The organism is Pseudomonas sp. GW456-12-10-14-LB2 (genome assembly GCF_002884345.1).
GTDB lineage: Bacteria > Pseudomonadota > Gammaproteobacteria > Pseudomonadales > Pseudomonadaceae > Aquipseudomonas > Aquipseudomonas paraglycinae.
Map to the genome: position 1 here is coordinate 106,942 of NZ_POHV01000018.1, position 22,372 is coordinate 129,313.

Sequence of the window (22,372 nt, forward strand, 5' to 3'; positions counted from 1 at the left end):
GTCAGTCATCATCCCGGTCGCGGTGATAACGACGCCCGTCGCGGCGGTCGTCGTCGCGGTCGTCCCAGCGTCGGTCATGATCGTAATAACGGCCATGATCGCGGTCGTAATGCCGGCCATGGCGATGGTCATCATCGAAATCCGCCACACAGCCGCCCAGCAGTACAGCGGCGGAAACGGTCAGCAGCAGGCTTGTTGCACGCATCATTCAGAATTTCCCTAAAACCAAGGTCTTGACGACGGAAACGGCAGCGCTGCCCGCACCGAAGAGGCGCGGTGTGCGCTGCCGCAGATACGACCGGGGAAAACGACGATGATTCACAGACCGCCGATGACCGTTGATCGCCTCGCCCGCCTCGCCCGAGCGCCGGCCAAATGCCACCTATACTGCTTGCAACGCGCAAAGGATCTGCCCCTCAAGAACAACAAGCAGAGGTGCGACATGGTCTGGCAACAAGTCTATGACCCGTTCGGCAATCCGGTGATTTCCACGATCATGGCCGCCGTTCCCGTGGTGGTGATGCTGGCGGCGCTGGCCTTCTTTCACGTAAAGGCTCATCTGGCCGCACTGCTGGCGCTGGCCTCAGCGCTGTTGATCTCGATCTTCGCCTTCGGCATGCCCGCCAACATGGCCGGTTCTGCGGCGCTGTTCGGGGCGGCCAACGGGCTGCTGCCGATTGGCTGGATCGTGCTCAACATCATTTTTCTGCATCGTCTGACCACCGAGAACGGCTCGTTCAAGGTGTTGCAGGATTCGCTCGCCCGCATCACCGACGACCGGCGCCTGCAATTGCTGCTGATCGCCTTTTGTTTCGGTGCTTTCTTCGAAGGGGCCGCCGGGTTCGGTACCCCGGTGGCGGTGACCGGGGCCATTCTGATCGGTCTTGGTTTTTCGCCACTGGCAGCGTCCGGTCTGGCGCTGATCGCCAACACTGCGCCCGTGGCCTTTGGCGCCCTGGGCACGCCGATCATTACGCTGGCCAAGGTCACCGGGCTGGATGAAATGGAGTTGTCGATGATGGTGGGACGGCAATTGCCGTTCTTCTCGGTGCTGGTGCCGTTCTGGCTGATCTGGGCATTCGCCGGTTGGCGCAAGATGCTGGAAGTATGGCCGGCGATTCTGGTGGCGGGCGTCAGTTTCGCCATCCCGCAGTTTCTGGTTTCGAACTTCCACGGGCCGATGCTGGTGGATGTGATCGCCGCGCTGATTTCCATGGCCTGCCTGACGTTGTTCCTCAAGGTCTGGAGGCCGGCGACTGTTCATACCTCGGCCGCGCTGACGGGACGGCATGACGACTCGAAGGTCGAAGAAGAAAAAATCACGGCCAGCGGTGCATTCAGCGATCAGGCGCGCCCGGCAGTGATGCGCGCGTGGATGCCGTGGATCATCCTCACGGTGTTCGTGTTTGCCTGGGGCACCCAGGGTTTCAAGAACATGTTCGACACCCGTCCGGCGATTGATCCCGTCAGCCAATCGGTCAGGCTCGATCCGCAGGGCAAACCGCTGCGCGAGGCCAATCCGGTGTTCGCCCCGGCCGTGACTTTCAGCTCCCTGCATCTGCAGATCGAAAAAGTCCCGCCGGTGGTCGCCGCGCCGAAAGCTGAAGAGGCGGTGTACAAGTTCACCTGGTTCACTGCCACCGGCAGCGGCATCCTGCTCGCGGCGATTGTCGGTGGATTGCTGATGGGCTACTCGATCCCGCAACTGATCAAACAGTACCTTCGCACACTGTGGGTGGTGCGCTTCTCGCTGATTACGATTGCCGCGATGCTGGCGCTGGGATTCCTGACCCGCTACTCGGGGCTGGACGCGACCATGGGGCTGGCATTCGCTGCCACGGGGATTTTCTACCCGATGTTCGGCACCTTGCTCGGCTGGCTTGGCGTAGCGCTTACCGGGTCGGATACCGCGTCCAACGTGCTGTTTGGCGGCTTGCAACGGGTGACGTCGGAGCAGCTGGGCATCAGCCCGGTCCTGATGGCGGCGGCCAACAGCTCCGGCGGAGTGATGGGCAAAATGGTCGACGCGCAGTCGATCGTGGTCGCCTCAACCGCGACACGCTGGTACGGCCATGAAGGGGAAATCCTGCGTTACGTGTTCTTCCATTCCATCGTGCTGGCAATCCTGGTCGGCGGTCTGGTGACGTTGCAGGCGTATGTGGCGCCGTTTACGTCCATGGTGGTCGGCGCACATTGAGAATCGCGGGTGCCTCGGTTGTGAGAGTGATCTGACTCACAGCCAAGGTACCCGCGTTCCTTCTGTCGATTCATGAACCGCGCGCATGAGGCCATGCGCAAATCAAAGAAAACCTTTTCCTCTCTAGCGTGGTCACTCCTAGAACAGAGCGAGACTGGCAACCACGCCAGCGTACCCGTGCAGGTCTTTCACACCCTGCCGACCTGATAGAGGAAGCCAAGCAAATGAATGACCATCCGCCAATGGCGATCTCCCGACGCCGTTTCCTGATTCTCGGTGCCGTGACCGCAACCGCGTTCGCGATGCCCCCTTTCATCAGCCTCAAGGCCTACGCGGCCAGCCTGGAGCAACCGGCCATGGCCAAAGTAACCATCGAAGTCAACGGCAAGCCACAGGCGCTGGAGGTTGATACTCGCACCACCCTGCTCGACGCCCTGCGCGAACACCTGCACCTGACCGGCAGCAAAAAGGGCTGCGACCACGGCCAGTGCGGCGCCTGCACGGTGATCGTCGATGGCCGGCGAATCAATTCCTGCCTGACCCTGGCGGTGATGCAGGACGGTGCCAAAGTCACCACCATCGAAGGCCTCGGCATGCCGGACCACCTGCATCCGATGCAGGCGGCGTTCATCAAGCATGACGGTTACCAGTGCGGCTACTGCACGCCGGGACAGATCTGTTCGGCGGTCGCCGTGCTCCAGGAAATCCGCGACGGCATCCCCAGCCACGCCAGCGCCAGCCTCACCGAAGCACCGCAACTGATCGCCAGCGAATTGCAGGAACGCATGAGCGGCAACATCTGCCGCTGCGGCGCCTACTCGAACATCATCGAAGCCATCAGCGAAGTCGCGGAGGTGCCAGCATGAGAGCATTCAATTACAGCCGCGCCGACTCCCCTGCCGCAGCTGCTGCCCAAGCCGCGCAAATCGAAGGCGCACGTTTCATTGCCGGCGGCACCAATCTGCTGGACTTGATGAAACTCGACATCGAAACGCCCCAGCAGCTGATAGACGTCAATCACCTGGGGCTCGACCGGATCGAAGCCACCGACGACGGCGGCTTGCGCATCGGCGCACTGGTGCGCAATACCGATCTGGCCGCCGACAGCCGCGTCCGGAAAGACTACGCGCTGCTGTCCCGCGCCTTGCTTGCCGGTGCATCGGGCCAGTTGCGCAACATGGCGACCACCGCCGGCAATCTGCTCCAGCGCACGCGCTGCCCGTATTTCTACGACACCAATCAAGCCTGCAATAAACGCAATCCCGGCAGTGGCTGCGCGGCGATTGGCGGGGTCAGTCGACAACTCGGCATTATCGGCGTCAGCGATGCTTGCATCGCGACCCATCCGAGTGACATGGCGATCGCGATGCGGGCGCTGGATGCCCAGGTGGAAACGCTCAAAGCCGACGGCAGCACGCGGCGCATCGCTATGGCGGATTTCCATCAATTACCCGGCACCACGCCGAATGTCGAAACCAGCCTGACACCGGGCGAGCTGATTACTGCCGTCACCCTGCCCGCGCCGGTGGGCGGCACCCATGTCTATCACAAGGTGCGCGACCGCTCGTCGTACGCCTTCGCGCTGGTCTCCGTCGGCCTGATCCTGCAGAAGGATGGCAGCGGGCGCATCGCCGTCGGTGGCATCGCGCCGAAACCCTGGCGAGTCGAAGCGGCGGAAGCGCTGCTGCCGCAAGGCGCGAAAGCCGTCAGCGCGCGCCTGCTCGACGGCGCCACGCCTACTTCTGACAACCAGTTCAAAGTGACATTGGTCGAGCGCACGATTGCCTCGGTGCTGGCCCAAGCGAGGGACGAAGCATGAAATTCGACACGCCCGCCACGACCAACCCGATTGATCAGTTGAACGTCATCGGCAAACCCACCGACCGCATTGAAGGCCCGCTGAAGACCAGCGGCCAGGCGCCTTACGCCTACGAGCAACATGAGGCGGTCGAGAATCAGGCCTATGGCGTCATGGTCGGTTCGGCCATTGCCAAAGGTCGCATCACCCGCATCGATCTGGAGGCCGCCCGCGCCGCGCCGGGGGTGCTGACCATCGTCACCGCCGCCAATGCCGGCAAGCTCGGCAAAGGCCAATACAACGCCGCGCACCTGCTGGCCGGGCCGCAAGTGCAGCACTATCACCAGGCCGTGGCGCTGGTGGTCGCCGAAACCTTCGAACAGGCGCGGGCTGCCGCGCAGTTGGTCAACGTCGAATACGCGGCCGACAAAGGTCAATTTGATCTGGCCAGCGTGCGCGACCAGGGCGTGGAACCGAAAGACGATCTGCCGGACGTCAAGCACGGCGATTTCGCCAGCGCCTTCGCCGCCGCGCCCGTGCAGTTCGACCAGACCTACACCACGCCGGATCAATCCCACGCGATGATGGAGCCCCACGCGACCCTCGCCGCCTGGAAAGGCGATCACGTGACGCTCTGGACCTCCAACCAGATGATCGCCTGGAGCGTCGGCGATATCGCCGCCACCCTAGGCCTGCCCAAGGAAAACGTGCGGTTGATCTCGCCGTACATTGGTGGCGGTTTCGGCGGCAAGCTGTTCATTCGCGCCGACGCGATCCTCGCCGCCCTCGGCGCACGCCTGGCGAACCGACCCGTGAAGGTCGCCCTCGCCCGTCCGCAGATCGCCAACAACACTACCCACCGTCCCGCCACGATTCAGCGGATTCGCATGGGAGCGACAGCGGACGGCAAACTCACCGCCATCGCCCATGAAGGCTGGTCGGGCAACCTCGCCGACGGCAAGGTCGAAGTCGCGGCGCAACCGAGTCAATTGCTTTATGCCGCTGAAAATCGCTTGGTGACCATGCGCCTGGCGCCGCTGGATCTGCCGGAAGGCAACGCCATGCGCGCGCCGGGTGAAACGCCGGGGCTGATGGCACTGGAGATCGCCATGGACGAGATGGCCGAACAGCTCAAACTCGATCCGATCCAGTTCCGCATTCTCAACGATACGCAGGTCGATCCGGTGAAAACCGAGCGGCCGTTCTCCCAGCGGCGTCTGATCGAATGCCTGCAAACCGGCGCCGAACGTTTTGGCTGGGATAAGCGCAATGCGACGCCCGGCACCCGTCGCGAAGGTCGCTGGCTGATCGGCATGGGCGTTGCGGCGGCGATTCGCAACAACCTGCTGGTGAAGTCCGGCGCACGCGTACGGCTGGAGCGCGACGGCAAGATCAGCGTGGAAACCGACATGACGGACATCGGCACCGGCAGCTACACGATCATTGCCCAGACCGCCGCCGAAGTGATGGGCGTGCGTCTCGACGATGTGGTTGTGCATTTGGGCGATTCGAATTTTCCGGTGTCGGCAGGCTCCGGCGGCCAGTTCGGCGCCAACTGCTCGACCGCCGGGGTCTACGCAGCGTGCATGAAACTGCGCGAAGCGGTCGCGGCCAAACTGGGCATGAACGCGGGTGAAGCGCAGTTTGTCGATAGCCACGTGCGACTGGGCAGCCAGAACGTGCCGTTACGCGAGGCCGCGCAACATGCCCCGATCGAAGTCGAGGACAGCATCGAATTCGCCGACCTCGCCAAGCAATATCAGCAATCGACCTTCGGCGCGCACTTCGTCGAAGTCGCCGTCGATGCCGCCACCGGCGAAGTCCGCGTGCGGCGCATGCTCGCAGTCTGCGCCGCCGGGCGGATTCTCAATCCGAAATCAGCCCGCAGCCAGGTGATCGGCGCCATGACCATGGGCGTTGGCGCGGCATTGATGGAAGAACTTGCGGTGGACAAGCGCCAGGGCTTTTTCGTCAACCATGACCTGGCGGGCTACGAAGTGCCGGTGCATGCCGACATCCCGCATCAGGAGGTGATCTTCCTCGATGAAACCGACCCGATTTCATCGCCGATGAAAGCCAAGGGGGTCGGGGAACTGGGGATCTGCGGCGTGAGTGCGGCGGTGGCGAATGCGATCTATAACGCCACGGGCGCACGGGTGCGGGAGTATCCGATTACCCTGGACAAGATTCTCGCGTCACTGCCAGAGATGATTTGATTTGTGGAATGGCCCCACGGTGAGGACGTTCGGTCTCACCGTGGGCGACTTGTTGATTAGCGGACGTCGGGATACTCCGCCTCTCCCACCTGCTCCATCCAGTCCACCACTTTGCCATCCAGCATTTCAGCAATGGCGATATGCGTCATGGCCGTGGTCGGCGCCGCACCGTGCCAATGCTTCACGTTGGGCGCGATCCACACGGTGTCGCCTGGCCGAATCACCCGCACTGGCTGCCCCCATTCCTGCACGAAGCCTGACCCAGCGGTAACGATCAGCGTTTGCCCCAACGGATGGGTGTGCCACGCCGTACGCGCTCCCGGCTCAAAGGTCACGGTGGCGCCGCTGATCCGCGCCGCATCGCTGCCCTTGAACGGCGCATCGACCCGTACCGTCCCGGTAAACCAGTCGCTCGAGCCTTTGGCCGACGGTTGTGAGCCGTTGGGAGTAACGGTCACGCGAGATGTCTCGCTGGCCTGGACTTCGCCCGCCAGCAGGGAAAGGGTCAGCGCCGAAGCGGCGATCGGATTCATGTTGAGGCTCTCCAGAAAAGGGACAGCCTCCACTTTAACCAGCCCGACTCTTCAGATAATCGACTAGAATTCAAAAAAACTTATGCAGGGCACTCATTAATGCTTCGGGAAAATGCCAGTGATCTGCTCGCTTTCCTCGCCGTGGCGCGTGAGCGCAGTTTCACCAAAGCAGCTGCCAAACTTGGCGTTTCGCAGTCGGCGCTCAGTCATACGATCCGCAGCCTTGAAGCCCGGCTGGGCCTGCGCCTGCTGATCCGCACCACCCGCAGTGTCTCTCCCACCGAGGCTGGTGATCACTTGCTGCAAACCATCGGCCCGCGCTTCGAAGAGATCGAATCGGAACTGGCCGCCCTCAGCAACCTGCGGGAAACTCCCGCCGGCAAGATCCGTCTCAGCGCCACCGATCACTCGCTGAACTGGCTGTTGCGACCGGTCCTCAAAGAATTTCTTCTGCAATACCCGGACATCTCCGTCGAAGTCAGCTGCGACTACAGTTTCGTCGACATCGCAGGTCAGGGTTTCGATGCCGGCGTGCGGCTGGGCGAGGATGTCGCACAAGGCATGATCGCCACTCGTATCGGCCCGGACATGCGTATGGCGGTGGTCGGCTCGCCCGCCTATTTCGCCAGACGTATCGTACCGAAGACCCCGCGTGATCTGACCGACCACGCTTGCAATAACTTGCGCCTGCCTACCAACGGCGGTCTATACGCCTGGGAGTTCGAGAAGGATGGCGAACGCCTGAAGGTGCGAGTCTGCGGACAGGTAACCCTCAACGGCGTCTATCCATTACTGGACGCCGCACTCGACGGTTTCGGCCTGAGCTACATCCCGGAGAACATCGTCGCCCCCTATCTGGCTGAAGGTCGCCTGATACAAGTACTGGAGGATTGGTGCCCGGTGTTTTCCGGATATCACCTCTACTACCCGAGCCGGCGCCAGACAGCGCCGGCCTTTGCATTGTTGCTGGCGGCGCTGCGCTATCAAGGCTGAAACCGTCTAGTCCACCAACGCAATCAACTGCTGACGCTGCGCATCGGTCAGCATCAACCCGAACCCGGCGCCGGCATTGTCGGCCATGTACAACGGATTGCTGGTGCCGGGAATCACGCAGGTTACCGCCGGATGCGCCAGCAGGAATTTCAGCGCCAGTTGCGGCCAGCTCTTCGCCCCCACCTGAGCCGCCCAGCCTGGCAGCGGCTTGCCCTTGAGCCGCGCGAGCAGGTCGCCGCCGCCGAACGGCCGGTTGCAGATCACCGCCACCCCGCGTTCGCGGCACAGCGGCAGGATGCGTTTCTCGACCCCGCGATCATCCAGGGCGTAGTTGATTTGCAGGAAATCCAGCGGCTCGGCCTTGAGCACCGCTTCGACCTCCTCATAGGCCGACGGCGTGTAGTGAGTGATGCCGATGTAGCGGATGCGGCCCTGCTCTTTCCAGTCGCGCAGGGTCGGCAGGTGGGTTTGCCAGTCGAGCAGGTTGTGGATCTGCATCAGGTCGATGCGCTCGGTGCGCAGCAGGCTGAACGACTGCTCCATCTGCGCAATGCCCTCCTCGCGACCACGGGTCCAGACCTTGGTCGCCAGAAACGCCGGAGAGCGCGGTTCGTGGATCGACAGCAATTCACCGGTGGTTTCCTCGGCGCGGCCGTACATGGGGGAGCTGTCGATCAGCGTCCCGCCCTTTTTGAACAGCTCGCCGAGCACCGCCGGCAATTGTTTGTAGACCGGATCGCCGGGAGCGACGTCGAAACCGCGATAAGTGCCCAACCCCACCAGCGGCAGTGGCTCAGAGCTCGAAGGGATGGCGCGGGTCTGCATGGTCTGGGCTCCTGTGGCGTTCGGCGACGTAATGGTGGCCAGCGCCCGGTCAAAGGTGAAAACCGCTGACACGCCGGCTGCCAGTGTCAGCAACCGGCGGCGGGAATATCCCTCAGTGTGGTTCATGCTGGCGCCCTTGCCCTGTGGATCTGTTGCACCTTGTGTTTTGATGCAGCCCGCAAAACCGTTGGACTACACTGCGACAGCCAACCTGCGCGCCCGGTTAACGTTAGTCGAATGTCCAGAACCCTGTTGTCACTCGTCGCATTGATCGTCGCCGTGTACCTGATCCTGTGCGCGGCGCTGTTCGTTTTTCAGCGGGCGCTGATTTATTTTCCGCAGCCCGCCACCCTCGATTCGCCGGAGTCACGGTTGACGCTGGCCATGCCCGACGCCGAGATCCGCGTGACGGTGCGCGAGCGCGCCGGGCCCAGAGCGCTGATCTATTTCGGCGGCAATGCCGAGGACGTTTCGCGCAATCTGCCGGAGTTTTCCGAGGCGTTTCCTGACTATTCGTTGTATTTGCTGCATTACCGGGGTTTTGGTGGCAGCGGTGGCTCGCCTTCCGAAGAGGCGATCGCCGAGGATGCGCTGGCGCTGTTCGATCAGGTGTACGCCAGTCATCCGCAGGTCGCGCTGCTGGGACGCAGCCTCGGTTCCGGGGTCGCGGTGCGTCTGGCCAGCCAACGGCCGGTGGCGCGGCTGATTCTGGTCACGCCCTACAACAGCCTCGAAGAAATCGCCGCCCGTCAGTACCCGTGGGTGCCGGTGCAGTGGTTGCTCAAGGATCGTTTCCAGTCCGGTCAGTACGCGGCGCACATCCGCGTGCCGACGCTGCTGCTGGCGGCGAGCGATGACGAGGTGATTCCACGGGCCAGCACCGAACGCTTGCTGCACAGTTTTCCCGACGGCGTGGCCACGCTCAAAGTGGTGGCGGATTCGGCACACAATTCTATTTCCGAACGGCCGCAATACCTGCAATGGCTGCAAGACGTGTTGAATCGCTGAGCACTTCGTCGGCAGCCGTAGAAACCCGGCGCCGCCTCGTGAACCAAGTGCAAAAAGGCCAGTCCTACCCGCGCCGCGTTCTGCGGTTCACTTTCCTTCAGCCTTGTCTTTGTTCAGAGCTTTGCGTCCCATGCGCCACGCCGTTCGTTCGTCTCGCTTCGTTTCGCTGTGCCTGTTGATCCTTTCTCCCCTGCTTTCTCCCTCTGCCCACGCCGGCGCCGAGCGGCAACTGGTGGCTGCCATCAACGACTACCGCGCCCATCCTCAACGCTGCGACCGGCGCCCGGCCCAACGGCTGGCGCCGCTGACGCTGAAGTCGAATCTGGCGTTGCCGGTCGGCTATGGCTACGGCGGTGGATTGCGCGAACGATTGAAAGACTCCGGCTATGCCGCCGTGGCGGTGCGCAGCATCCGGATCGTCGGCGCACAGGACGCCGAAGAGGCGTTCGAAATGCTGCAAGACGATTACTGCGGCGCGTTGCTCGACGATCAATACGCCGACATCGGCATCAGCCGCGCCCGCAGCGAATGGCAAGTGGTGCTGGCTCGGCCGGTGCTCGACAGCCGCGTCGGCGACAACCGCAGCGTCGGCAAGGCCTTGCTGGCCGAGGTCAACGCCGCCCGCGCCCGACCGCGCATGTGCGGCCGCCAGCGCTTCGCCGCTGCCCGGCCCTTGAGCTGGAACCCGGCGCTCGGCGCCGCCGCTCAGGGGCACAGCAAGGCCATGGCCTACGGCAATTATTTCGCCCACCGCGACCCGGACGGCGACGGCCCGGCCGATCGCGCCCGGGCGGCCGGCTACCGTGGCCGGCAGATCGGCGAAAACATCGCCGCCGGGCAAAGCTCACCGGGCAAAGCCATGGCCGGCTGGCTGGCCAGCCCCGGACACTGTGCCAACCTGATGAACCCGATGTTCACCCAGGTCGGCGCCGGGTTTGCCAGTGAGGCGCGCAGTGATGAAGGGGTTTACTGGACGATGCTGTTCGGGGCGCCTTGATCCGGTTCCATCCGAAACCGTCGAAGAGCGCTGCAAGTCGCAACTCGACGGCTGATCGTCAGACCGGAGAAATCGTGGCAAGGACGCCAATCATGATGGTCAACACAAGAAAGCCGCCGAGGAAAATCGCCATCTTAGCCATGAAGGCCTCCTGAATACTGAATGTCCGGCGCACCGGGCACTTCGGAATGAAGCGCGTCGCGTATGGCCGAACGGCAGGGCCATTTTGGGCCCGTGGCTGAGATGGTTACAGATGCAGATTCGACAGGAAAAAGCGGATCAGATGGATCGGGCTGGCGCATGGGTCGACATTCAGGTTGGTACAGAGGGTTTCCATTGCGCCGCTTTGATCTAGAGTCATGGGCGCCGCGCCAAGAACAACAAAAAATACAGGAGTGAAACCATGTCCGACCTGAACCTGCACCCCAACGCCGCCGAATCCCTGAACCGCTGGCACGAAATGATCCGCACCGGCAATCTCAAGGCCCTGCCCGAACTGCTCGATTCCAAAGCGGTTTTCCGCTCGCCGATGGCGCATACGCCGTACCCGGGTGCCCCGGTGGTCTCGATGATCCTCAACACCGTTTTCGAGGTGTTTGAAGACTTCAAATACCACCGTGAACTGGCGACGGCCGATGGCCTGAATGTGGTGCTGGAATTCAGCGCCAAAGTGGGGACGAAAGAGCTCAAGGGCATCGACATGATCCGTTTCGATGAACAAGGCAAGATCGTCGAGTTCGAAGTGATGGTGCGGCCGTTGAGCGGGTTGCAGGCGCTGGGTGAAGAGATGGGACGGCGGCTTGGCGCCTATCTGGCGGCCGCCAAGGCCTGAAATCCGAGCACAAAAAAGCCCACTGACCGTCACCGGTTCAGTGGGCTTCGTGTGTCAGGCGTCTGGATTACAGAGCCATGTCACGTGCAGCGCTTTCTTTCGGCGCCTGGGCTTTTTCAGCCGAGGCGTCCGCCGCTGGAGCTGCAACCTGACCAATCACCGGAGGGGTTGGCAGTTGCAGGATCTTGGCGGTGTAAGCCCATTCTTCAGCCACTTTGGCTGGATCGTTGTTCAGCTGGGTGCCATAGCTTGGAACGATCTGGTGCAGCTTGGCTTGCCACTCAGGGCTGGCGACTTTGTCCTTGAAGACTTTCTGCAGCACGCTCAGCATGATCGGTGCAGCGGTCGATGCGCCTGGGGATGCGCCCAGCAGTCCGGCGATGGAGCCGTCCTTGGAAGCAACGATTTCGGTGCCCAGTTTCAGCACGCCGCCAGCGGCTTCATCACGCTTGATGATTTGCACGCGCTGGCCGGCTTGCCACAGGCGCCAGTCTTCGGCTTTGGCGTTCGGGAAGTATTCCTTCAGCGCGTTCAGACGGTCTTCATCCGACAGCATCAGTTGACCGGCCAGGTACTCGACCAGCGGGTATTCCTTGATGCCGACCCGGGTCATAGGCCAGATGTTGTGGGTGGTGGTGCTGGTCAGCAGGTCCAGGTACGAACCTTCTTTCAGGAACTTGGTGCTGAAAGTCGCGAACGGGCCAAACAGGATGACGCGCTTGCCGTCCAGGACACGGGTGTCCAGGTGCGGAACGGACATCGGAGGCGCGCCCACCGAAGCTTTACCGTAGGCCTTGGCCAGGTGTTGTTCGGCGATGGCCGGGTTATCGGTCACCAGGAACGAGCCGCCTACCGGGAAGCCAGCGTATTCCTTGGCTTCTTCGATACCGGACTTCTGCAGCAGGTGCAGGGCACCGCCGCCGGCGCCGATGAACACGAACTTGGCGTCGGTTTCAGTCTTGGTGCCGTCTTTCAGGTTTTTGTAGCTGACGCGCCAGGTGCCATCGGCATTCTTGGTGATGTCTTGCACTTCGCTCGACAGCTTCAAGTTGAAGTTAGGCTTGGTCTGCAGGTAACCGGCGAACTGGCGGGTGATTTCGCCGAAGTTCATGTCGGTACCCAGCGGGCTCCAGGTGGCCGCGATTTTCTGGTTCGGGTCACGCCCTTCCATCATCAGCGGAACCCACTTCTTGATCACAGCCGGGTCTTCGGAGTACTGCATGCCGGCGAACAGCGGGCTTGCTTGCAGGGCTTCGTAGCGCTTTTTCAGGAACTTGATGTTGTCATCGCCCCACACGAAGCTCATGTGCGGAGTGGTGTTGATGAACGAACGAGGGTCCTTCAGGACGCCTTGACGAACCTGCCAGGCCCAGAACTGACGGGAGACCTGGAACGCTTCGTTGATCTCGACCGCTTTCGGGATCGTGACGTTGCCCTTGTCGTCTTCCGGGGTGTAGTTCAGCTCGGCCAGGGCGGAGTGACCGGTACCGGCGTTGTTCCAGCCGTTGGAGCTTTCCAGGGCGACGCCGTCGAGGCGCTCGACCATTTCCATCGACCAGGTCGGTTCCAGCTCATTGATCCACACACCGAGGGTGGTGCTCATGATGCCGCCGCCGATCAGCAGGACGTCGACTTTCTTTGCTTCTTCGGCATTGGCGGAAGACATCCCCATCGCCAAAGCCAGCCCCAGCAAGGCTGTGTTCACTTTCTTAAACATCTGTTGCACCTATGATAAAACGCCTTCCGCCCGCCGCTGTTGTACGTATGAGGTCCCCTCTTTCGCGACACTCAGGCCAGCGTCGCGGGTTCCGGCACACTTCAATTTTGACGGGTGGGCACACAAGACCGACAGGCAGTGTCGACCTCAGTTATATGTCCCTTCTGAACTGACTTCTTATCATTATTGGCTTCAGCTACTTGAGCGACAGGGGTTCTGTCTGGCCCGCCGAAAAGCGCGCCAGACTGAATTAGGTCAAACCAAGTGGGGCGAAGAATATCACGTCATGGCAAACCCGCGCGTCTGTTCGCGACCGGATAGTTTTCAATAGGTTCCTCGAGCGCTTTCTAACGTTGGTGCATTCCTGATAAGTTGTACGACGACTGACAAATTCCCCAGTCGTTTTCATTACCTACAACAACAAGGAATACCCATGAACAAATCCAGACTGCTGCTCGGTCTCATCTGCCTCTTCAGCGGCTACGTCGCCGCCGCCCCGGCGGAACAGGACGTCGCCCAGGCCGTCGATCACCTGACCCAGGCAATGTTGCACAAGGACATCGCCGAACTGAACGCGCTGACTGCCGACAACCTCACCTACGGCCACTCCAGCGGCAAGATCCAGGACAAGAAAGCCTTCATTGCCGATATCGAAACCGGCAAGAGCGCGTTCAAGACCCTGGAAATGCAAAACCAGACCATCACCCTGTCCGGGGACACCGCGCTGGTGCGCCATCATTTTTCAGCACAGGCCCTCAAAGGCACCGAAGTCGTGCCGACGGAAATCGAGAACTTCCAGATCTGGCAGAAGCAGGCTGGCAAGTGGTTGCTGGTGGGGCGTCAGGCGTACAAGTTCTGAAGCATGAGCTCTGCCGCTGACAAGGCGGCAGAGCCTGCTCTCACAACCGAAACCGATCCACCGACTGCGCCAGCCGCCCCGCCAGACTCGACAGCTCATCCGTGGTATTGGCCGTCTGACCGATCACCTTGCTGTTGCCCTCCGACATCCCCGCGATCATCTCCACCTGATGGGCAATCTCGTTGCTCGCCTGGCTCTGTTCGCCGATGGTGCGGGTGATGTCGTTGACCAGTTGCGTGGTGCTGAGGGTGGCGTCGAGGATTTCGCGGATGGCGCGTTCGACGTCGGCGGTGACCGCCATGCCTTTGTCGACCTGGGCGACACCAGCCTCCATGCTGCTGACGGCCTCGCGGGTGCTGTTCTGGATGCGTGCGACCATCGCGGCGATTTCCTGGGTCGAGGCGCTGGTGCGCGCAGCGAGGCTGCGCACCTCATCGGCCACCACCGCAAAGCCCCTGCCTTGCTCGCCCGCCCGGGCGGCCTCGATGGCCGCGTTGAGCGCCAGCAGGTTGGTCTGGTCGGCGATGCTCTTGATCACCTGAATGATGTTGAAGATGCCCTCGGATTCCTGATCGAGGGTGCGGATCACCTGCGCCGATTGCTGGGCGGAACGGGCGATGTCGTCCATGTCGCTGACCACCTGATGGATCACCTGCCCGCCGTTTTTCGCCAGTGACTCGGCCTGGCTGGCCATGTTCAAAGCACGCTCGGCGTGACGGGTGATTTCCTCGATGCTGGCGGTCATCTGGCTCGCGGCGGCAGCCATGGTGCCGGCGGCGGTGCTTTGCTGCTGGCTGCTGTCGGCCACCTGATGGCAGCCGTGGCTCAGTTGTTCGCTCATGCCGCTGACGCCATGGGCGTTGCGTCGCACCACGTCGATCATGTCTCGGAGGTCGCGCTGCATGGTGGCCAACGTGCGGATCAGCGCACTGGCTTCGTCCTTGCCGGACGGTTCGGCGATCGGCTCGCTGAGGTTGCCGTGAGCAATGCTTTCGGCGATGCGGCTGGCGGATTTCAGCGGCCCCATGATGCTCAGGATCACCCACCGGCCCTGGGCCAACAGCAGCAACAGACTGGCGATCAGAACGATGCCGAGCGCGACATTGGCGTTGTGGATCGCCGCCTCGGTGCCTTCGCTGGTCTGCCGGGTATTGGTTTCGATCAGCTCGCTGAGAGCGGCCATCTGTTCTTCGAGCTGGCTGAACGCGGTATTGAAGGTCCCCAGTTGTTGCTGGGCGCTGTCCGGATTTTCCAGCGCAAGACCGACGATCTGCTCGCCGGCGCTGATGTAGGTGTCGAGGCTTGGCTTGATCTGCTCGAGCGCGGACTTGATCGTCGGGTTCACCGGAAGCTTGAGGTTTTCACCCAGCACTTCGCGAAAATGCGCCGCATGCTCTTCGACCGAACTGCGCACCTCGTCCGCCGAACTGGTGCTTTTGCCCAGCCCCACCAGCATCGCCGAATACACGTCCGCGCGCAGGGCGTCGTGCATCATGTCGGCTTCCATGTGGTTGCGCAGCGCGCTCATGCTGACCGCGTTGTCACTGACCGCCGAAGCCATCCGCTGATTGCCGACATAACTGACCAGGCTCACGATCAGCGCCGTCAGCAGGCTGGTCGCAATCAGCAACACCAAACGCAGTTTGATCGACACCGTGATTTCCTCCCAGGTCGCGCCACGCGGCGCCGTTCAACGCTTCAGTTAAGCCTATTTCCATGAACACGCTGCGTTAGAGCGTCTCAGCGTGTTTCGTTACATCCAGTAAAAATGCCGCACTGTGCGACGGTTCTCATGCCGCCCCCAACCGGCTGAGCCGACTTACGGAACTCCCGTGCCCGCCGACACCTCTCACATTATGTGGTACTTCCTTTTCGCTTTACGCTGCTGGAGGAACACCGTCATGCGTCGTTTACTACTGGTTTCGTCTCTTATGCTGTGCCTGCCTTTCGGTTCGGCTTTCGCCCGCGTGGATGCGGGGGATGTCGCCACTTCGGCCGGCGTTTCCGCCTCGCTGTATTCCACGTTCAAGGATCACAAAATGGTGATTCCGGCCCGTGACGACTTGTCGGCATTCGTCGCCAGCGGCGGAACGATCCGTGGCGTGTACCTGGAATCGGTACTGCAGCAGGTGCGTCAGGACAATCCTGGCCTGAACGCCAGCGATGAAGAGCTGGCCAACGCCATCCTGGTTCACTACGAAGGTCTGTCGCAGTAACCACAGCACGTTCGATGATGATGGTGGCTGACGGACTTGCCACCGTTACGCCCTGCCGATGGACGGCTGGCGAACGACCATGGGCAAAACCGTCGAACGGCCTCTATGATGGAGGCCATGACGATTTCCGCCTCACTCCGCTCCCCTTGCCCGCCGGGTCTGTGCATCTGCGGGCGTGATCCGCTGCTGGATACGCCCGGCGCGGATGTGCGCATCCTTTTGCTGACTCGCGAGGAAGAAAAGCGTCTGCTCGAGCGTCTGGAAAACCTCAAAGACCTCGCCGACCTCCAGCGGCTGCAAGGCAAGATGTTCGATCAGCTCGGGATTCGCGTGCTGATCGCACCGAAGTTCGGTGAAGTGCGAACCGTGCGAGGCGGCATCGAAATCGAGGTCGAAGAGCTTCCGGGGCTCTGCCGCAAAACCCGCAAAACCATCCCCGCCGCCATCCGCCGTGGTCTGGAAAAAAACCCGCAAGTCGCCTTCGATCTGCTCAACGCTCACGACTTGCTGCGCGGCACCTGATCATTTTTTCATGCCCACCCGCTTACGCATCTCGGCCGTAATGCTCTGCCGGGTTTTCTTCATGTCTGCCCAAGGTCCATCCCCCACTTCCGCCAGCCGTTCGTGAACATTGCGCACATTCCATTGATCGGCACCTTTGATCTCGCCGACCTCCTCCCGAAACAGCGGCACCGACACCGGCAACCCTTCGCGGGTACGCGCTGCGTATGCGCAAATGGTGGTGGCGCCCAGGCCGTTGCGCAGGTAATCGATGAAGATCCGCCCTACGCGATTTTTCGGCCCGGACACCGCTGAAAAACGCTCCGGCAACAACTTCGCCATGTGCGTGACGATGGCGTGGCTGAAATCCTTGACCTCATCCCAGCCATGCTTGCGGGTCAGCGGCACCACCAGATGAATGCCCTTGCCGCCGCTGGTCTTGAGAAACGCCTTGAGGCCCAACTCGTCCAGCACGGTCAGGGTCAGCGCCGTGGCTTCGACCATGCTTTTCCAGGGCAGCGCCGGATCCGGGTCGAGGTCGAGGACAAAGCGGTCGGGCTTGTCCAGATCGGTGGTGGTAGCGTTCCAGGTGTGCAGTTCGACCGTGCTCATCTGCACCGCGCCGATCAAGGCTTCGGCGTTGTTGATCAGCATCACCGGCTGGCCGGTCAGCTCCTTGTCGAGCGTGCGGATGCCGGGGATCGCCAGGTTCTCGGCGTTCTTCTGGAAGAACAGCTCACCGGCGATGCCGTCCGGCGCACGTACCAGCGCCACGGGGCGGTCCTTGAGCTGCGGCAGAATCCATTCGGCGACGCTGGCGTAATACTCGGCCAGCTGCATTTTGGTGGTGCCACTGCTGGCGTCGATCACCCGGTCGGGGTGAGTGATCCGCACCTTGCCGTCGGCCAGATCGGTTTGGGACGGCGCGGTAGATTGAGCCTTTGAAGTCTTCATCGGTTTGGCGCGCTCCTCGGTGATGTCCTTGGCCGGTTTGTCCTCGCGCAAGCCATGAAAAACGGCGTGACGCACCGAGCCGTCCTGGGTCATTTCGGCGAACGCCACTTCCGCCAGCAGACTCGGTTTGAGCCAGTGCACACCCTTGGCCTCGAAACCGCTGGGCGGATTGATCACCGCCGGTTTCTTCACCTTCAATGGCTTGAGCTGCGCGAGGATGCTCTTGAGGGTGGTTTCATTGAATCCGGTGCCGACCTTGCCGGCGTACCGCAACTCGCCACTGTCACGATCATGCAACCCAAGCAGCAACGCTCCGAATGAACTGCGCGCGCCTTTCGGATCGGTATAGCCGACGATCACGAATTCCTGGCGATGCTTGCACTTGAGCTTGATCCAGTCGCTACTGCGGCGCGACACGTAAGACGAGCCGAGGCGTTTACCGATCAGGCCTTCCATGCGCATCTGGCAGGCGCTGTTGAGCAACGCCTGCGGGCTTTCGTCGAACGCTTCGGAAAAGCGCAAAAGCGGATCTTCGTGGGCTTTCAGCACCGTGGCCAGCGCTGCGCGCCGCTCCTGCACCGGTACCTCGCGCAGGTCGACACCGTTCAGATACGGCAGATCAAACAGGTAGTAGACGATGTTTTCGCTGCGTCCCGAATCGAACGCGTTTTGCAGGGCCTGAAAGTCCGGCACGCCGTCCGCGTCGGCGACGACCATCTCACCATCCAGCCACGCCGACTCCAGGCCCAGCGTCGCCAGGGCTTGCGCCTGTTTCGGCAATTTGTGCGTCCAGTCATGGCCATTGCGGGTGAACAACTGCACCTCGTCCTGATCGATACGCGCCATGATCCGATAGCCGTCGAACTTGATCTCGTATTGCCAATCCCCTTCCGGCGCACTCTCCACCAGGGTGGCCAGTTGCGGTTTGAGTTGCGCGGGAATCCTGGCCTTGTGCGCCCCGGCAAGTTTGCCCGAAGCCGGCTTGCGCGGCGCTTTCGACGAAGCCTTCAGCGGCTTGACCTGCTTCGCACTGAGGCTGGGTTTGTCGACGATCGTGCGTTCACTGAGCACGCTGTCGGGCTCGGCGACCAGCACGTCGTAATCGCTTTGCGGGCGCGCGGCGCTGTCCTGATGCTTGATCAGAAACCACTGCTCTTTTTTGCCTGGCATGTGGGTGCGCACCAGATTCCACACCCCGGCGAGCTTCTCGCCTTGCAGTTCGAATTTGAGCTTGCCCTTGGCGTAGGCTTTCTCCGGGTCTTCCAGCGGAATCCACACGCCGCGATCCCAGACGATCACATCGCCGGCACCGTAATGCCCTTCGGGAATGCTGCCCTCGAACGTCGCGTAATCCAGCGGGTGATCCTCGACGTGCACCGCCAGCCGCTTGACCTTGGGATCCAGCGACGGGCCCTTGGGCACCGCCCAGCTCTTGAGCGCGCCGTCGAGTTCCAGGCGAAAGTCATAGTGCAGGTGCGAGGCATCGTGTTTTTGAATGCAGAACTGCAGGGCATGGTCGCCTGCGGATTTCTTGCCCCGACGGCGTTCTGCCGCCGGTTCAGAGGTGGCCGAAAAGTCGCGCATCCGGTTGTAGTCGTCGAGATTCCTGCTCATCCTGCACCTGCCTTGTTTCAGCCTGTTCGAGTCACCGTCAGCGCGACCACGGCGATCCGGTCGACGCGCTGATAGCCGGGGTTCAACAACTCTTCGCCGAACACATCGGGATCGAGTTCGCGGTAGGTCCAGCCGAAGCGCTTTTCATCCAGCCGTGGCACTACGGTATCGAGGAAGGGATCGCGGCCATCGACCATCGCCACACCGGTATAAAGCACCAGCGAGCCGCCGAGAGTCAGGCGATTGAGCGCCTGTTCGACGATCCGCAACGACAGGCCCGCCCCCAGCGTCCCGCCACCGTGGCGGTAAGCTCGCCCGGCCGGATCGGCCATGTAGGGCGGGTTGGCGACGATCAGGTCGAATTCGCCGTCGACGCCCTGCAATACATCACTGGCGCGCACTTCGACATTGGCTACTTCGGCCAACGCCGCGTTGATCGTGGTCAGGCGCAATGCGGCGGGGTTGATATCCACCGCCAGCACTTGCGCTTCTCGCCGGGCACGGCCGATCAGGATCGCGCCGACTCCGGCGCCACAACCGATGTCCACCGCCCGATGGATGGGCGCAAAGTTCTGCTGCAAATGGCTGTGGATCAGTTGAGCAAAGCGATAGGTGTCCGGGCCGAAGAACACTGAGTCGGCTGCATCGGTGGGAAACCCGGAATGCACAAACAACAGGTCATCCAGGCTCGACCAGCGCACCCGGCTCTTCAAGCGCCCGTCGAACTCATCGATCACCTGAGCGTCCTGCAATTGCCGCTGTTCATCGGCAGACAGGAGGCCCGTTTCGAAAGGACGCGACCATCCGAACACATCCCGCAGGCAATCGGCGGCCTGCCCTTCGTCGCGCTGGTTGACCCGTTGGTGGGTCAGCGGCGTCGGGGTGATGAAACGATAGCCGTCGGCCTGCAGGCGCCGCCCCAGCTGCAGCAGCACCAGGTCGTTGGCGGACAGTTGTTCTTCCTGATTCATTGAATGATTTCCTTAACGCTGGCCGGATTTGAGTTGGATGAATCGGCGAGTGGCGAGCAGCCCGGCCGGATGCGCATGGCGTGCCGGCGCGAGCCAAGGGATCAACGTTGCGATTTGGGTGTGAGCGTCCTGCCCTTGCAGTGCCGCATTCAGGCGTTGCACATCGGGGTCCTGCTCGGGCACCTCAATCGGCGCGGGGACTGAGGGGCGGCGGCGGAACGCGACGGGTTTATCCGCAGAAATCCAGTCACCGGCAATCCAGTCGTGCACCAGTTGTTTTTCATAGGCGCTGAACACGCCGAACATCGCCGCACCATCGCCATCGATCAATTGCCAGAAGCGGCTGCCCTGTGGATCTTCGTGGCGCTTGATCCAGCCCTTGTCCTGCATGGCCTGGAGGAACCCGGACAGCTGCTGCGGATCGGCCAGCCACTGATTGACGGTCTTGCCTTCGAAGCGGCAATAGTCGGAGTGCATGTGTTGAGCGAACGGACACTTGCGCTCAAGCATCGCCAACAGTTCACGCTCCAGATCGAACTCCTCGATGATTGCGCGACTGCCCTGTCCCAGGTCATTAAGCCGATAGCCCAGCGAGACCCGGCGCAGGAAATCGCTGCGATCGGCTTCCAGAGGCAACAGATCAAGAACGGCCTGAACGGCTTTTTGCGCATGGCCGGTGCTGGCGTTGTCGATGGTCACGTGCAGGGTGAAATAGTAGGGATCGATCCCCAACTCACTGAGCTCGTAACTGCTGATCAACAGGTGCAAGGGCAGCTGTTCGTAACCAAGGTTGTAACCGATCACCTCCGGGAGAAAATCCATGCCGCCGGCACCCAGGGCCAATTGCAGCGCGCCTTGCAGGTAGCGTTCGTCGGGCAGAGGACTGCTGGGCTCGAGGCCTTGTTCGGCGAGCAGTTGACGGTAGATCACGACGTGATTCTGCGCCGGATTGCCATCGCCCAGCTCTTCCAGATAGGTGCTGAGCAGGCTGCTGAAGCGCGGATCGCGCCACTGTCCCAGCAGACCATAGAGCCAGGCGCCATCAACCAGCTTGGTCGGCGCCACCGCTTGCAGGAAATACAGCGCATGAGCCTTGCAACTGAAGAACTGCCGTGCGCCTCCAGCCTTGCGTTGTTGCAGGTAGTCGGCGTATTGCCGGGCGACATCGGCACAGTGCTCTGCCACCCAGGCATACCACTGCGCGGGGTCCGATGGCAGCTCATCCTTCAACTGCGCGGCCTGCAGCAGTTGATCTTCCAGAAAGGCGCGCGCCAGCGGCTGCGGATGTTCGTCGGATAAAAGCGCTTCATGGATACGCCGCAACTCACCCGAAGAGTCGAGCGGTCGCGATTGGGCGGGGGCAGCTTGCAGGTGAGTCAGGACAGTCATGGCAATATTCTCGATCAATTGGCAGGACGCTCAGTCACTCGCCTCTAATGCAGCAGAGAGGCGGCGCCTGCCGAAAATTCAATCGACGTTAAATTTGCCCGGACGGACGGAGCCCCCGACACGTTCCTGGTTTGAACAGACGCGGTCGAAGGCTGCGAGGTTTTGCTGTCAGGCCGTACCCTTGGCCTGCTGCTCCAGGTGAACCTGCAACTCGGGGTCGATCTGCAACGCCGCCGCCAGTTCATCCAGATAATTGCGCTCGGCGTCCTGCTGATCGTCCACCAGCATCACGCTGGCCAGATACATTTCGGCGGCCATGGCCGGATCGTTCTGCGCCGCCTGAGCCACTTCGGTGGGGTCCAGCGGCTTGGCGACTTCATCGTCGAGCCATTGCTGCAGGTTCGGGTCATCGATGTGCTTGCCGATTTCGCTGCTGATCAGGTGTTTTTCCGACTCATCGATCCGCCCGTCAGCCTTGGCCGCCGCGATCAATGCACGCAGGACGGCGTGGCTGTGTTCTTCGACCTGCGGGCCGGACAGCAGATCCGCGGTTTGCGGGGTTTGCTGCGGCGCAGCAGAAGCCTGACTGCGTTGCCAGGCCTGATACGCCTGGAACGCCATCATGCCCAGCGAGGCCAGCGCCGCGTAGTTGGTACCGCCGGAACGACGCTGCGTCCCGCCGCCCAGCGCTCCGCCACCGGCGAGCAATCCGCCAAGCAGCCCACCCAAGCCACCCAGCCCTCCGGCAGGAG

At 61.9% G+C, this 22,372-nt stretch carries 20 protein-coding genes; 11 read left to right on the forward strand and 9 right to left on the reverse strand.

Going from position 1 to position 22,372, the window contains the following annotated elements; translation table 11 throughout:
- Position 1: 1 nt before the first annotated feature.
- Positions 2-208 (reverse strand): hypothetical protein, encoded by a 207-nt coding sequence (locus C1X29_RS14845; protein ID WP_064382340.1) that lies wholly within the window; start codon positions 206-208, stop codon positions 2-4.
- 234 nt (positions 209-442) lie between these two features.
- On the opposite strand from C1X29_RS14845, the gene C1X29_RS14850 reads away from it, so the two are divergent.
- The 4 genes from C1X29_RS14850 (at position 443) to paoC (ending at position 6,211) form a co-directional block, all read left to right on the forward strand.
- Positions 443-2,197: an L-lactate permease gene (locus C1X29_RS14850; protein ID WP_102688488.1), complete on the forward strand. Its 1,755-nt coding sequence runs from the start codon at positions 443-445 to the stop codon at positions 2,195-2,197.
- A 224-nt stretch (positions 2,198-2,421) separates the two neighbouring features.
- A complete protein-coding gene (gene paoA, locus C1X29_RS14855) occupies positions 2,422-3,063 on the forward strand; it encodes an aldehyde dehydrogenase iron-sulfur subunit PaoA (RefSeq protein WP_102717776.1) in 642 nt (213 codons plus the stop codon).
- Positions 3,060-4,016 carry a xanthine dehydrogenase family protein subunit M gene (locus tag C1X29_RS14860; RefSeq protein ID WP_102717777.1) on the forward strand — a complete coding sequence of 319 codons (957 nt, stop codon included), beginning with the start codon at positions 3,060-3,062 and terminating at the stop codon, positions 4,014-4,016. The genes paoA and C1X29_RS14860 overlap by 4 nt, the downstream gene beginning before the upstream one ends.
- A complete protein-coding gene (paoC, locus tag C1X29_RS14865) occupies positions 4,013-6,211 on the forward strand; it encodes an aldehyde oxidoreductase molybdenum-binding subunit PaoC (protein WP_102717778.1) in 2,199 nt (732 codons plus the stop codon). The genes C1X29_RS14860 and paoC overlap by 4 nt, the downstream gene beginning before the upstream one ends.
- Positions 6,212-6,267: 56 nt before the next feature.
- On the opposite strand, the gene C1X29_RS14870 is transcribed toward paoC, so the two are convergent.
- Complete coding sequence (locus C1X29_RS14870) at positions 6,268-6,744, reverse strand: cupin domain-containing protein (protein WP_085748271.1); 477 nt, start codon at positions 6,742-6,744, stop codon at positions 6,268-6,270.
- A gap of 99 nt (positions 6,745-6,843) precedes the next feature.
- Here C1X29_RS14870 and C1X29_RS14875 point away from each other — a divergent pair, with 99 nt between their 5' ends.
- On the forward strand, positions 6,844-7,737 hold the full coding sequence (locus C1X29_RS14875; protein ID WP_085748270.1) for a LysR family transcriptional regulator: 894 nt from the start codon (positions 6,844-6,846) through the stop codon (positions 7,735-7,737).
- Positions 7,738-7,743: 6 nt separating this feature from the next.
- On the opposite strand, the gene C1X29_RS14880 is transcribed toward C1X29_RS14875, so the two are convergent.
- Positions 7,744-8,688 (reverse strand): aldo/keto reductase, encoded by a 945-nt coding sequence (locus tag C1X29_RS14880; protein ID WP_173892854.1) that lies wholly within the window; start codon positions 8,686-8,688, stop codon positions 7,744-7,746.
- Positions 8,689-8,799: 111 nt separating this feature from the next.
- Here C1X29_RS14880 and C1X29_RS14885 point away from each other — a divergent pair, with 111 nt between their 5' ends.
- From C1X29_RS14885 to C1X29_RS14900, 3 genes are all read left to right on the forward strand, one after another.
- Positions 8,800-9,570 (forward strand): alpha/beta hydrolase, encoded by a 771-nt coding sequence (locus tag C1X29_RS14885; protein ID WP_102688484.1) that lies wholly within the window; start codon positions 8,800-8,802, stop codon positions 9,568-9,570.
- 130 nt (positions 9,571-9,700) lie between these two features.
- Positions 9,701-10,567: a CAP domain-containing protein gene (locus tag C1X29_RS14890; RefSeq protein ID WP_102717779.1), complete on the forward strand. Its 867-nt coding sequence runs from the start codon at positions 9,701-9,703 to the stop codon at positions 10,565-10,567.
- 403 nt (positions 10,568-10,970) lie between these two features.
- Positions 10,971-11,399, forward strand: coding sequence for a nuclear transport factor 2 family protein (locus C1X29_RS14900; protein WP_102688482.1), 429 nt, complete (start codon positions 10,971-10,973; stop codon positions 11,397-11,399).
- A 67-nt stretch (positions 11,400-11,466) separates the two neighbouring features.
- Here C1X29_RS14900 and mqo read toward each other — a convergent pair whose 3' ends face one another.
- A complete protein-coding gene (mqo, locus tag C1X29_RS14905) occupies positions 11,467-13,116 on the reverse strand; it encodes a malate dehydrogenase (quinone) (protein ID WP_102688481.1) in 1,650 nt (549 codons plus the stop codon).
- Between the two features lie 433 nt (positions 13,117-13,549).
- Between mqo and C1X29_RS14910 the strand changes: the two genes are divergently transcribed.
- Entirely contained in the window at positions 13,550-13,975 is a 426-nt protein-coding gene (locus C1X29_RS14910; protein WP_102688480.1) for a nuclear transport factor 2 family protein, read from the forward strand.
- Positions 13,976-14,015: 40 nt separating this feature from the next.
- Here the strand turns inward: C1X29_RS14910 and C1X29_RS14915 are convergent, their stop codons facing one another.
- On the reverse strand, positions 14,016-15,629 hold the full coding sequence (locus tag C1X29_RS14915; RefSeq protein WP_102688479.1) for a methyl-accepting chemotaxis protein: 1,614 nt from the start codon (positions 15,627-15,629) through the stop codon (positions 14,016-14,018).
- A 247-nt stretch (positions 15,630-15,876) separates the two neighbouring features.
- Between C1X29_RS14915 and C1X29_RS14920 the strand changes: the two genes are divergently transcribed.
- A complete protein-coding gene (locus C1X29_RS14920) occupies positions 15,877-16,191 on the forward strand; it encodes a DUF2388 domain-containing protein (protein WP_039770957.1) in 315 nt (104 codons plus the stop codon).
- Positions 16,192-16,308: 117 nt separating this feature from the next.
- The gene (locus tag C1X29_RS14925; RefSeq protein WP_173892852.1) at positions 16,309-16,713 is read left to right on the forward strand and encodes a hypothetical protein; all 405 of its coding nucleotides are present in this window, start codon (positions 16,309-16,311) and stop codon (positions 16,711-16,713) included.
- On the opposite strand, the gene ligD is transcribed toward C1X29_RS14925, so the two are convergent.
- The 4 genes from ligD to C1X29_RS14945 all read right to left on the reverse strand — a co-directional run.
- Positions 16,714-19,260 carry a DNA ligase D gene (gene ligD / locus C1X29_RS14930; RefSeq protein ID WP_102688477.1) on the reverse strand — a complete coding sequence of 849 codons (2,547 nt, stop codon included), beginning with the start codon at positions 19,258-19,260 and terminating at the stop codon, positions 16,714-16,716. It lies immediately after the preceding gene.
- 17 nt (positions 19,261-19,277) lie between these two features.
- Complete coding sequence (locus C1X29_RS14935) at positions 19,278-20,231, reverse strand: methyltransferase (RefSeq protein ID WP_102717780.1); 954 nt, start codon at positions 20,229-20,231, stop codon at positions 19,278-19,280.
- Positions 20,232-20,243: 12 nt separating this feature from the next.
- Complete coding sequence (locus C1X29_RS14940; protein ID WP_102688475.1) at positions 20,244-21,620, reverse strand: iron-containing redox enzyme family protein; 1,377 nt, start codon at positions 21,618-21,620, stop codon at positions 20,244-20,246.
- 168 nt (positions 21,621-21,788) lie between these two features.
- Positions 21,789-22,372 (reverse strand): tellurite resistance TerB family protein (locus C1X29_RS14945; RefSeq protein ID WP_102717784.1); only part of this gene is annotated, 584 nt, incomplete at its 5' end.